Annotated in this window: 12 protein-coding genes; all 12 read left to right on the plus strand. The window is 70.5% G+C overall.

Annotation, left to right across the window (positions count from 1 at the left end):
* Window positions 1–142 precede the first annotated feature (142 nt).
* The 12 genes from AB0C66_RS19250 (at window position 143) to AB0C66_RS19305 (ending at window position 12189) form a co-directional block, all read left to right on the plus strand.
* Window positions 143–1090: a hypothetical protein gene (locus AB0C66_RS19250; RefSeq protein ID WP_362439521.1), complete on the plus strand. Its 948-nt coding sequence runs from the start codon at window positions 143–145 to the stop codon at window positions 1088–1090.
* Window positions 1087–1560 carry an NUDIX domain-containing protein gene (locus tag AB0C66_RS19255; RefSeq protein ID WP_362439524.1) on the plus strand — a complete coding sequence of 158 codons (474 nt, stop codon included), beginning with the start codon at window positions 1087–1089 and terminating at the stop codon, window positions 1558–1560. Before AB0C66_RS19250 ends, AB0C66_RS19255 begins: the two co-directional genes overlap by 4 nt.
* A gap of 756 nt (window positions 1561–2316) precedes the next feature.
* Complete coding sequence (locus AB0C66_RS19260) at window positions 2317–3429, plus strand: inositol-3-phosphate synthase (protein WP_362439527.1); 1113 nt, start codon at window positions 2317–2319, stop codon at window positions 3427–3429.
* On the plus strand, window positions 3422–4456 hold the full coding sequence (locus AB0C66_RS19265) for a phosphotransferase (RefSeq protein ID WP_362439530.1): 1035 nt from the start codon (window positions 3422–3424) through the stop codon (window positions 4454–4456). Before AB0C66_RS19260 ends, AB0C66_RS19265 begins: the two co-directional genes overlap by 8 nt.
* Window positions 4453–5406 (plus strand): hypothetical protein, encoded by a 954-nt coding sequence (locus tag AB0C66_RS19270; RefSeq protein ID WP_362439532.1) that lies wholly within the window; start codon window positions 4453–4455, stop codon window positions 5404–5406. The genes AB0C66_RS19265 and AB0C66_RS19270 overlap by 4 nt, the downstream gene beginning before the upstream one ends.
* A gap of 52 nt (window positions 5407–5458) precedes the next feature.
* Window positions 5459–5986, plus strand: a complete 528-nt coding sequence (locus tag AB0C66_RS19275) for an adenylate kinase (protein WP_362439535.1) — start codon at window positions 5459–5461, stop codon at window positions 5984–5986.
* On the plus strand, window positions 5983–7296 hold the full coding sequence (locus AB0C66_RS19280) for a DegT/DnrJ/EryC1/StrS family aminotransferase (protein ID WP_362439538.1): 1314 nt from the start codon (window positions 5983–5985) through the stop codon (window positions 7294–7296). The genes AB0C66_RS19275 and AB0C66_RS19280 overlap by 4 nt, the downstream gene beginning before the upstream one ends.
* 86 nt (window positions 7297–7382) lie before the next feature.
* Window positions 7383–8111 (plus strand): helix-turn-helix domain-containing protein, encoded by a 729-nt coding sequence (locus AB0C66_RS19285; protein WP_362439541.1) that lies wholly within the window; start codon window positions 7383–7385, stop codon window positions 8109–8111.
* A gap of 287 nt (window positions 8112–8398) precedes the next feature.
* Window positions 8399–9589, plus strand: coding sequence for a methionine adenosyltransferase (locus AB0C66_RS19290; RefSeq protein ID WP_362439543.1), 1191 nt, complete (start codon window positions 8399–8401; stop codon window positions 9587–9589).
* Window positions 9586–10590, plus strand: a complete 1005-nt coding sequence (locus AB0C66_RS19295) for a hypothetical protein (RefSeq protein ID WP_362439546.1) — start codon at window positions 9586–9588, stop codon at window positions 10588–10590. Before AB0C66_RS19290 ends, AB0C66_RS19295 begins: the two co-directional genes overlap by 4 nt.
* Entirely contained in the window at window positions 10587–11375 is a 789-nt protein-coding gene (locus AB0C66_RS19300; RefSeq protein WP_362439549.1) for an SDR family oxidoreductase, read from the plus strand. Before AB0C66_RS19295 ends, AB0C66_RS19300 begins: the two co-directional genes overlap by 4 nt.
* A 4-nt stretch (window positions 11376–11379) precedes the next feature.
* A complete protein-coding gene (locus tag AB0C66_RS19305) occupies window positions 11380–12189 on the plus strand; it encodes a histidinol-phosphatase (RefSeq protein ID WP_362439552.1) in 810 nt (269 codons plus the stop codon).
* The last annotated feature ends 53 nt before the right edge of the window (window positions 12190–12242 follow it).

Raw genomic sequence — 12242 nt, forward strand, 5'->3', positions numbered from 1 at the left:
AACCGCATTTGTATGGCACGACCTGGCTTTCCGAGTCCATGCCGAGTCCCCCGGAGTGGTCGATTACCTCAGCAGCCAGCATCGCCTCGCTCGCACCGATGCCCATGCCCACGCTGCCGGGACCCGGTTCGACATCGAGGCCGTGAGCTCTCCGTCACGGCTCGCGGAACTGGCCGGACTACCGACGACCGAGCGCCGGGAGTCATACGCGGGATGGTGGTACGACTGCCACCGGAGCGAGGACGGAACGTTCGTCATCGTCTCGGCGGAGGGGCACGAGTTCCCGCACGCCCTGGTCACCACCGACTTCCGTACGTGGGAGATCGTCGCCGCCCGGGAACACGAGCTGGGGCTCGTCGTCACCCGCACCATTCGGGAGTTGGTGCGCGAACACTTCGTCGACCGTGGCGCGCTCATGCTGCATGGTGCGGCGGCCGTCCTGCCCAATGGCACCGGGCTTGTCCTCGCAGGGCTCTCCGGGGCAGGCAAGACCTCCACCGCGGTCCAAATCGCCCGCGCCGGTGGCTACTGCGTGGCCACCGACCGATCTCTGCTGCTGTCCGACGACAGGGGATGGACGGTGGTCGGGCTGCCCATGTCCACCCGGCTCACCCGCGAGGCGGCGCTCGGCCTCGGTATCGCGCCCGATGAGCGGGACAACCTGATCAGACATGGCGAGGCGGCGGTGCGCAGGCCGGACCCCAGGGGCAAGCTGTCCCTCAGCAATGAGGAGATACACCGCTTGGCCGGGGTCGAGTTCACCGCGTCCAGCCGGATCGACCAGCTTGTGGTGCTCGAGAACACCGGCACGCCCCGGCCCCTGTCCAGGCCGTTGGCCGCCGCCGAAGCCGTGACCGCGCTGGCCGAACACTTTCTCGTTCCCGACACGGTCTACCGCGGCCGGTGGCTGTCCGCCGACCCAAGTCCCGAGTCGGCTGGCGACCTGATGGGTCGGCTCCGCGCCCTGGCCGCCGCCGTGCCCGCCCGTCATGGTGCGTGGACACCGGCGACCTACGGGAAGGACACCTTGACGGCTTGGCTGACCTCATCCGCCGATGACACCGCAGAAAACACTGGAGCCCGTTCGTGACCTCCCCTCAGATCCGCTACAGCGCCCGCGCCCTGCTGCTGGACGAGAACGGCGAACTGTTGCTCTTCTCCAGTGTCGACGAGGGCGGCACCTTCTGGTACCCGGTGGGCGGTGGCATCAAGGACGGTGAGTCCCCCGAGGACGCCCTCCGCCGCGAGGTCGAGGAGGAGACCGGCCTCACGGAACTCACGATCGGTCCCCAGATCTGGTACCGGGAGGCCGTGGCCTCCTGGGGAGGCAAGACCTACGACTGCCGCGAGCGCATCTACCTCTGCCACGTACCTCATTTCACCATCGACACCAGTGGCTTCACCGAGGGTGAGATCGATACGGTTTCCGGCCACCGCTGGTGGACGCTGGACGAACTGGACGCCACCGCGGACCGGTTGGTGCCCGCCGACCTGGCGCCGCGGCTGCGCGCCGTCCTCACCGATGGCGCCCCCGCCGAGCCCGAGGCCGTCGGTAGCTGAGGGGACCCCGGTCGCCGCGGCCTTCGCGGCGCCGTGACGTATTTCACGCGTAAGAACGCCCGGTAGTGCGGCGGGTATTCAGCATCACTTCCGCCATCGGTTTACCGCGTAGATATCTGACAAAGTCGCGTCCGTTTTCGCCACCGCTCTGATGTCCGTCGCACATCTCCGGTTCCGGACTTGGATAAAGCTTTAGCTGAATGTGCATGACAGAGCTTTCTTGCCAATGGCCGAATAACTCCGCGCGGCGCTTTCTGGTTGTGCGCCCCCGCCGCCCGCCCCCGGCGCCGGACTCGGCACCCGTACCCGGCACCCGTACCCGGCACCCGTACCCGGCGCCCTGCCCCCGAACTCGCCCGCGGCTTCGCGGCAACGTGCCCGCGCGCACGCCCCACCTGCGGCTATTCCCGTGTGCTCCGTCGCGACGACGCCTGGGCCGGGAGCTGCCGACAAGCTCTCGGCAAGGCTTTCGCCAAGCTCCGACAAGCATTTTGCAAGGTCATTCGCGCACACGGGAACGATTGATCCCTCTTTCAATAAAGGCCGCGTGCGCCCGGATTGAGGTTCGAGCGGCCGGTAGATTCTGGGTAAATCCCTAGAAGGCGAACGGTCATCCCCACAATGTGTTTGCTTCAGGTGGATAAACATTGTTAGAACCGGGCCAGCCTTTGTGTCGATCCCCGGCTGCGTGCGATGCCTCAACGCGCCGAGAGCGAGGGTGCATTGGCCGTCTGGTAAACGTCCGGAGGGAAACCTTTGAGTAGCAACGCGATCAGGATCGCGCTGGTCGGCGTCGGTTCCTGCGCCTCCAGTTTTGTGCAGTCCGTGGCTCTGGACCGGGAACGGCCGGGCCCCGCCAACGGGGTGATGCACGAGTACATCGGTGGGCACCGTCTCGGCGACGTGGAGTTCGTCGCGGCCTTCGACGTCGACGGTCTGAAGGTGGGCCGGGACCTGTCCGAAGCCGTGTACGCCGGGCGCACCGCCGCGGTCCGCCACGTGGACGTGCCGCACCTGGGAGTCACCGTCCAGGCGGGCCCGCTGCTCGACGGCCTCGATGGCGCGCTGAGCGATGCTGTCAGTGCCCACCCCGACGTCGCCGACGCGTCCCCGGCGTCCCTGGGCGCCGCACTGGCCGCCGCCCGGCCCGATGTCGTCGTCTGTCTGCTGCCCACCGGCTCCACCGAGGCCGTCGCCACCTATGCCAGGGCCGCGGCCGAGGCGGGGGCGGGCTTCGTCAACGCCACCCCCGAGCCGGTCGCCAACGACGCCGAGCTGGCCGCCCTGTTCGCCGAGCGCGGTGCCGTGCTCCTCGGTGACGATCTGCGCAGCCACCTCGGAGCCACGACGCTGCACACCGCCCTGATCGAGCTCTTCCAGAGCCGCGGTGTCGAGGTCAAGGACAACTACCAGCTGAACGTGGGCGGTAACACCGACTTCCTGAATCTCTCTGATCCGGCCAGGTCCCGTTCGAAGCAGGTCTCCAAGCGCAAGGCCCTCGCCAACGCCGGTATCGACTCCCGTGAGGTCGCCGCGGGCCCCAACGGCTTCGTCAAACACCTCGGCGACCGCAAGGTGTGCTTCCTGCGCATCGAGGGGGAGAGCATCATCGGCGCCCCCGTGCACATGGAGATACGCCTGGAGGTCGAGGACAGCCCCAACGCCGCCGCCGTGCTGGCCAACGCCGTCCGTGCCGCGCACAGCGCCGCTCGTCAGGGCATGGTGGGTGTCCTCGACCCGGTCTGCGCCTTCCTCTTCAAGAGTCCCCAGTCGGGTGCCAAGGAGTCCGAGGCGCTGCACGACTTCCAGGGGTTCGTGCGCAAGGCGGCGGAGCACCACGCCCTTCAGGTGGTCGACCGCAGTGAATGACACCGCCAGATGGCTGCCTGAACATGACAACGCTGTCACCCGGATCCTCGCCCAGGAATACGGCCTCGGCACCCACCAGGTGTGGTCCCTCGACCGGGAGAGCGTCAACAAGATCTGGCGTGTCGATTCACCACACGGCCAGTACGCGTTGAAGCGGCTCGGGCGGGATGTGGCCCCGCCGTGGCTTGCCTTCGAGAGCGCGGTGCTGCCCAGGCTCACCGCCGCCGGGATCCCGGTCGCGCCACCGCTGCCGACGGCCACCGGCACCAGCTCGGCCGTCCACGAGGGCTCCGTGTGGCAACTGCGGCCCTGGCGGAAGGGCCGCCCCTTCGACTCCGCCCGGCCGGGCGATATCGAACAGGCCGGCGCCTTCCTGTCGGCGCTGCACCGCATACCGGTCGAGGGGCTGCCCGCGGACGGCCACAGCTCCACCCAGAACCTGGAGTTCTGGCTCGCCACCGAGCGGCCCCCGGACGCGGTGCTGGACGAAGTGGAGGAGATAGCCGCCCCGCACGTCAGCGCCGCCGTGCGCACCGATGCCCGGCGCGCCTTCTCCGCGGTGCTGGACCTGGCCCGGACCGAGCTCGCCGGGTACGACGGCCTTCCCGAGGTCCTCACCCACGGCGAGATCGGCGGCTCCAACCTGCTGTACGCCGACAGCGGGGAGCTGGTCTGCGTCCTCGACTGGGACGCGCTGCAACTGCGGCCCCGCGTGTACGACGTCGCCCGGGCACTGCTGTTCCTGCCCCGGCGAGCCCGCGGCGGCTGCCAGATCCTGCCCGACCGGGCCCGGGCGGTGCTCGCCGCCTCGACGGCGCACCAGCCGCTCTCCCCGTACGAACTCGAGGCGCTGGTACCTCTTCTGGAGCTGAACTTCATCCCGTCGCCCGACTACCTCCGGCAGGTCACGCGCCATGCGCCGGGCTTCCTCGAGTGGTATCTGGGCTGGCGTGCCGAGGGCGCCACCTCGGTCCGCGGCGTCCTCTCGGACATCGTCGTCACGGCTCCGCGGGGGACTGGGCGATGACACGGTATGTGTGCCGCACCCCGGGCCATGCGGTGACACTCGACGTGAGTCCCGACACCGCCGCGTACGTCCGTGCGCTGCTCGCCCCCTACATCCAGCTCGCTCCCGCGCCCGAGGGGACGGAACCCCGCTGGCGGATCGGCGTCGCGGACCCGAAGCGGCCGATGGGTCAGGAGGTGGTCATCCCCAGCGCCACCGAACCCCTCACCCGGCTCTGGTACGACGGCACGGCCCGTGAGCTGCTGTTCGACCCGGCGATGCCGCATGACTTCCTGCGGCACAACTTCGTCCGCTTCGTCCGCATCCTGCTGCGGCTGATGCACACGACGGACCCGGAGGTCTTCCTGCACGCCGGAATGGTCGCCCAGGGCGAGTGCGGTGCGCTCCTGCTCGGGGAGAAACGGGCGGGGAAGACCTCCACCGTCCTCTCCGCCCTGCGGTCCGGGCACCGCTTCGTCGGCAACGACGACGTCTCCGTCCGCGCGGACGGCCGCGGCTGGGCCGGGCGCGGCTGGCCCCGGCGGGTGTCCGTGCGCGGCGACACCTTCGCCGCCGTCGGGCTGCCGGGGGACACCCACCGGGTGCTCCACCCGTCGGAGGTGCGCGACGTGGCGGGCGGCCCGCCGTTGCTGGCCGAGGCGCGGGTGCGGGTTCTGGTCTTCCCGCGGTTCCACCCCGAGCCCGGTGTCGTGCCCCTCGGGCCGGACGAGGCGCTGGACCGTTTGGCGGCCAACGAGCTGCCCACCGCGGTGAAGCACGTCGACTTCCTGTTGCCCTTCTTCGACTCCGTCCCGCCATCCGTCCGGCGCGGCCTCCTCGCCCGTATCGCGGCGGACATGCCCGCCTTCGAACTGCGGCAGGAGTTCTCCGCCCTGCGAGACGGGACCCGCGCACTGACCGGGCTGCTGGCCGGACACACCTCCGCACCTCCCGAAAGGCAGGGATCGTGAGGACGCCCCTGGGGGAATCCGCCGTGGCCGTTCCCAACGGGGGTGTAAGGCCGTGCCGTTGACCGGCAGCAGGGTGTGGGTGGTCGGCCCGTCGGGCGCGGGCAAGAGCACGGTCGCCCGCGCTCTCGCCGAGGCCCATGGCGTCCCCCACTACGAGCTGGACGCCATGTTCTGGGCGCCGGGCTGGCAGCGGCGCCCCGAGCACGAGTTCCTCGCCGACGTCGCCGCCCTGGACCGTTCCGGCCACTGGATCGCCGACGGCCAGTACGGCGCGGCCCATCCGGTGCTGGAGGTGCTCGCGGACACCGTCGTCTGGGTCGACCCGGGCCGCTCCGTCACCACCGCCCGGCTGCTGCGCCGCACCCTGCGGCGGCTGCGCACACGGGAGGAGCTGTGGAACGGCAACCGCGAGCGACCCGGCAACGCCGTCGGGCTCCTGCTCTGGGCCCACCGGGAGTTCCCCGTGGTCCGGCGTACCAACACCGCTCTGTTCACCCGTATGCGGGCCCGTTCCGTCCCCTGCCTGCGGCTGCGGACCGCGCACGACATCCAGGACCTACTCAGGAAGGAACGGGTATGACGCGACTCGCGCTCCTCGGGGGAGAGCCCCTGCTGACCCCGGCCGAGCGGCCCAGGTGGCCGCACATCACCGAGGGGGACATCGAGGCGGTGACCGCGCTGCTGCGGCGCGGCGAGATCACCTACAACGGCAGTGAGGGTGAGGTCCAGGCCCTGGAGAACGGCTACCGGCAGCGCCTCGGCGCCGCCCACGCCCTCGCGGTCAGCTCCGGCACCTCCGCCCTGCACTCGGCCTTCTTCGGTCTCGACCTGCGCCCCGGCGACGAGGTCATCGCCCCGGCCTACACCTTCCTCGCCACCGCCATGCCGGTGTTCGCCTGCAACGGCGTTCCGGTGCTTGCCGATGTGGACCCCGATACCGGCATCCTGGACCCTGATGGGCTGGCGGCCCACCTCACACCTCGCACCAGGGCCATCGTGGTCACCCACCTGATGGGCTTCCCCGCCGATATGGAGCGCGTCACCGCCTTCGCGCGCGAGCACGGCCTCGCGGTCGTGGAGGACTGCTCCCAGGCCCACGGCGCGGAGTGCTCGGGCCGCCCCGTCGGCCGCCACGGCGACGTCGCCGCCTTCAGCCTCCAGGCCAAGAAGCAGGTCACGGCAGGTGAGGGCGGCATTCTGGTCACCGACGACCGCAGGGTCTACGAGCGTGCGGTGATGCTCGGCCACTGCATCGACCGTGGTGAGGAGGACGTCACCAGCGAGGAGTACCGCGCCTACGGCCGGACGGGCTTCGGCCTCAACTACCGTATCCACCCGGTCGGTGCGGCCCTCGCCCGGGGCGCCCTCTCCCGCCTCGACACCGTGCTGGACGGCCGGGAGAAGAACTACGACAGGCTCGGCAACCTTCTGCGGGACATCCCGGGCATCGCCCCGCCGGTGCGGCAGAAGCATGTGGACCGCGTCGCCCACTACGTCAGCTACCAGCCCCTCTACATCGCCGAGGAGCTCGGTGGGCTGCCCGTCGATGTGTTCACGGCCGCCGCCAGGGCGGAGGGCGTCCCGCTGACCAGGCCCACCTCGCCACCGCTGCACCGCGAGGCCGCCTTCCGCAGCCCGTCCTGGCACCCCGGTACGTACCACCCCGGGGACAACACCTACCGCCGCTACCGGGGCGATGAGTTCCCGGGTGTCGACGCCTATCTCTCCCGTGCGCTGCGGCTGCCCGTGTACTCCGACGAGCGGCCCGACCTGATGGACGCCTGGGCCGAAGGAATCGGCAAGGTCGTGGACAACGCGGCGGAACTACGCGACCAACACGCCGCCGGCGCCCTCACCGCGCGAGGCCCCGCCCCGACCGGGCAGCCCTAGGACCCGGCACCCCACGGCCCCGGAACGGCGCCCCGCGCCCCACCGCATCACCGCTTCTGCACCGCCCCGACATGGAGGAAGTCCTTATGTCCGTCGAGAACAGCTCCCGCTCCATGCTCGCGCGCGGTCTCTGCGTCCTTCGCTCCTTCCGGCCGGGCGAGCAGGAGCTGCCGTTCTCCGAGATCGCCCGGCGGGCCGAGATGCCCAAGGCCACGGCCCACCGCATCATCGCCGAACTGGTCAGGGAAGGCATGCTGGAGCGTGGCGAGAAGGGACTCCGGCTCGGCATGGGCCTGTTCATGCTGGGCGCCCGGGTCCCCCGCCAGCTGATGCTCCGTAACATCGCCCTTCCCCACGCGAAGCAGCTGCACCGCATCACCCACGGCAGCGCGTTCGTGTACATCGCCGACCCCACCGGGTCGGACACCGCCCTGGTGGACGCCGTACGGCGGACCCACGGATCCGACCATGGACTCGGCGGGGAGGAGAACCGGGCCTCCGACCGGGCAGCGACCAGGATCTTCCACGCCTTCGGTGCCGAGGACGACACGGTGGCGCGCGGCGGAGCGCGCACCCGGGAGGGCGAGACGGCCCGGGTACAGCACCAGGGCTTCGCGGCCGTCCGCATCGCGACCGGCGCGGTCGGTGTGGCCGCCCCGGTGCTGACGGGGTCCGGTGCGGCCGCCGGGGCACTGGCCGTCGCGGGGCCGCAGGACCGGCTCGACGTGGGGATGGTCGCCGCGCATCTGAAGGCCGCGTGCGCCGCCGTTTCCCGCGCCATGCAGCGCAACCCCGAGCTGGCGACCGCGTCATGACGGTGTACCGGCCGTCCGCCCGTGTTCCGGCTGCCGGAACACGCGTTGAACCGGGCCCCGGTGCTTGACAGTCTGACCCGGTCCACGGAGCGCCGGGCCGCAGGGCCGTCGGGCGGCCCGGGCAACGGCCGCGAAGGGGCTCGCGGTGTCCGCCCCGTCCGCAGACGCCCTCCCGGGTTGTTCCACCACCCCCCTACCCCTCTTGTGCGGCGCGTGAGAGCGCGCGGCCGCCGCAGACAAGGAGCCCGCCGCCGGCGCACGCCGGAGCAGGACAGGAAGAGATGGCCATGCTGTCGATCGAACGAGACTCCCGCACCGTCGAGGACCTTCCCTACGAACTCGTCGAGCGCAAGGGTGTGGGCCACCCCGACACCATGTGCGACGCCATGGCGGAGCGGATGTCCCGCTACTACTCCCAGTACTGCCTGAAGGAGTTCGGCGGCGTCGCCCACCACTGGTTCGACAAGGTCACGCTGTACGGCGGTGGCGCGGACGTCGACTTCGGCCGGGGCGAGATCACCTCCCCGTACCGCGTCAAGGTGTTCGGCAAGGGCGCCTACCGCGTCGGCTCCGCCGAGATACCGGTGCGGGACATCATGTTCCGGGCCGCCGCCGATGTCCTGTCCGAGGTCACCACCGGCTTCCACCCCAAACGTCATCTGGTGATCGAGCTGGGTGTGGTCGACCACCAGGGCTCGGGCCGCGGTGTCTCCCGCTACCAGCCCTCCTCCCCGGCGGACTTGGTGCCGCTGCACTCCGGCGGACTCGTTTCCAACGACACCAACCTGCTGCACGGCTACGCTCCGCTGTCGCGTCTGGAGACCGCGGTGCTCGGCCTGGAGAACCTCATCAACGGCGCCGACTTCAAGAAGCGCCACGCCGACACCGGCTGGGACGTCAAGGTCTTCGGCAGCCGCCGCGAGGACGCGTTCAGCCTCGTCGTCAACATGCCCTTCCTCGCGGCCGGGATCGAGTCGATGGACCAGTACTGGGCGCGCAAGGCGGTCATCCAGCAGGAGTTGGAGGCATACGTCGGCTCGCTCGGCATCCAGGACTGCCGCATGCTGATGAACGCCACCGACCGCAACGGCCGTCCGTACCTCACCGCGATCGGCTCGGTGGCCGACACCGGCGATGTGGGTGTTGTCGGCCGCGGCAACCGCGTCAACGGTCTCATCACCCCGATGCGCCCGATGAGCATCGAGGCGCCCGCCGGCAAGAACCCGCTCGACCACACCGGCAAGATCTACAACGTGATGGCCATGCGGCTGGCCCGGCAGGTCCACGAACGGTTCGGCGGCCCCTCCCAGGTGCATATCTTCACCTCCAAGGAGGCGCCCCTGGAGAGCCCCGACGAGGTCGTCGTCACCTCCCCCGACGCGGACGAGGCCGCGCTGAAGGAGCTGGTGGAGAAGACGGTCACGAGCTCCGGCGAACTGACCGCGGAACTCGTCGAGTCGGGTATCACCCTGTGGTGACCCCGGAGAGCGCCCGAGCCCTGTCGACCCTGGCGCTGGACACCCGGCGCCGCGCCGACAGCGGCAGGCCGGACACCCCGGCCCCCGTGAGCGGCAGCCATGTCACCGTCGTCGTCAAACCCGAGGTCATGACCGCCCGGTACGCGGCCGGCATGCTGGCGGAGGCGATCGGAGCCCTCGGACGTCAGGAAGTGGCCGTCCTTCGCTGCGCGGTGACCCCGGCGGCGGACTTCGCCGCCCGCGGCGATCTGTTCCTGCACTACCCCCGACTGCACCGGGTGGCCGCGGACGGCGCCGCCGCCCTCACCTCCTACGCCCGCGACTCACTCGACGCCCTGCGGCAGCGCACGCACACCCCCGACGTCCTCGCGGCCTACGAGGCGATGGCCCATGGTGACCTGTCCCCGGGCGCCCTGGAAGAACGCTGCCGAGCCGCGGGCATCCACAAGCTGGGCTCCGGCTCGTACGCCTCGGTGACCGAGGTGAACGACCGGCCGGTGACGGTCCTCAATGGCTTCCTGCCGGCCCTGAGCGAGGGCTACCGCGCCCCGGGCTCGTTGGTCGGGCTGCTGGAGTGCCACAGCGAGCGCCCCGTGGCGGAGCTGCGTGACCACGTCCTCGGCGAACTCCACCCGCTGCGGTCCCACCCCGACTCACTGCGCGGCACCCTGGGCGCCGCGGCCCGTGAGCACGGCATCGCCCTGTCGGAGGGACGCAATGCCGTGCACCTGTCCGCGGGACACCTGGAAGGAATGTTCCAGAACTGGCGGTACTTCTCCGCGAAGGACGGGGACAGCCTGGGCGGTACCTCCCTGGGCCGGTCCCTGGCCGATGCCGGTGTGCACCTGGGGGCGGTGGCCGCGCTCGCCACCGACCCCGACCTCACCGATGGCAGGGGGCGGACGCTGGCCCCGCACGGCGCCACCGAGAACCTGGACCGCGACGAGGTCGTCCACCTCGTCGGCCAATGGGTCACCATCGAAAAGGAGTTGGCAGTATGAGAGGCCGGTCACGTGGACTCGCCGGACGCACCGCGATGGTGACCGGCGGAGCACAGGGCATCGGCGCGGCGGTCGTCGAGCGGCTGTGTGCCGAGGGCTGCCGGGTACTGGTCTACGACAAGAGCGAGGAGCACGGCCGGGCCGCGGTCGAGACCTGGACGGCCGAGGGGCACCAGGTCCGGCTCGCGGTCGGCGATGTGACCGACGCCGCGGCGGTCACAGCGGCTCTCGCCGGTCTCCCCGAGGGTTGGGAGCGGCCGACGCTCCTGGTCAACCTCGCCGCCGGATTCGTCTTCAAGGGTCTGGAGGCAACCGCCGCGGAGTGGCATGCCGCGCTCGATCCGACCATCATCGGACTCTCGCTGGTCACCCGTGAGTTCGTGGCGGGTCTCCCGGAGCGCGACGCCGACGCCGCCATCGTGAACATGGCGTCGATCTCGGCGCACATCTCACAGAGCGGCTACCTGACGTACAACACCGGAAAGGCCGCCGTACTCGGCTTCACCCGGTGCACGGCCGAGGAGCTCGCCCCGCGTGGGATCCGCGTCAACTCGGTCAGCCCGGGCACCGTCTGGAACGCCAACAATGAGCGGTTCCACCGCGAGGCGCTGGGCCTGGACCGGGCGACCGCGGAGGCCGCCCCCGAACACGGTGGAAAGTTCCTGCTGAAGCGCTTCGCCGATCCCGAGGAGATCGCGGCACCGATCGCCTTCCTGCTCTCCTCCGAGGCGAGCTTCATCACCGGCACCGACCTGCCCGTCGACGGCGGATACCTGGCGGTGTGAACCGGTGATCGACCTTCACACCCACCACAACCGCTGCGGGCACGCCACCGGTTCGCTGCGCGACTACGTCACGGCCGCTCTCGACAAGGGGGTCAAGGTCCTCGGCCTGTCCGACCACACCCCCATGTTCGCGGAGGAGGCCGACCATGCGCTGCCTCCGGTGGCGATGCCCAAGTCGGAGTTCCCCTCGTACATCGCCGAGGCACTCGCCCTCAAGGAGGAGTTCGCCCACAGCATCGAGATCCTCGTCTCCACCGAGGCGGACTTCTTCCAGGGACGGATGGACCCCTACTCGAAGGCGCTGGGCAGCTACCCACTGGACTACGTCATCGGCTCGGTCCACATGTTCGAGGGCCATGACATCTTCGACACCACCCGCTGGGAGAGCGTCGAGGACGGCGAACTGGCCGCGGTGAAGGGGCGGTACTTCCGCGCCATCGCGGAGTGTGCCCGGTCGGGACTCTTCCAGGTCATGGGGCATGTGGACGCCCTCAAGGGCAACCACCCCAAGCTCGGCGCAGTCCCGGCGCCCGCCGCGGCGGACGAGATGCTCCGCGCGATCCGCGACTCCGGCGCCGTGATGGAGATCAACACCTCGGGCAGCACCAAGATGTGTGGCGGCTGGTACCCCGAGCACGATCTCCTTGAGCGCGCGCACCACTTCGAGGTCCCCCTCACCTTCGCCTCCGACGCACATGTCCCCGAGCGGGTCTGCGACCAGTACCCGGAAGTGGTGCGGGTCCTCCACGACATCGGGTTCCGCACCTGGACGGTGTTCCGCCGCGGTACGCCCCGCGCGGTCTCACTGACCTGACGAGCCGGCACCCCCGCCGGTCCGGGCGCGCACACCCGGACCTGCGGGGGTGC

Source organism: Streptomyces sp. NPDC048636 (genome assembly GCF_040650655.1).
Classification (GTDB): Bacteria; Actinomycetota; Actinomycetes; order Streptomycetales; family Streptomycetaceae; genus Streptomyces.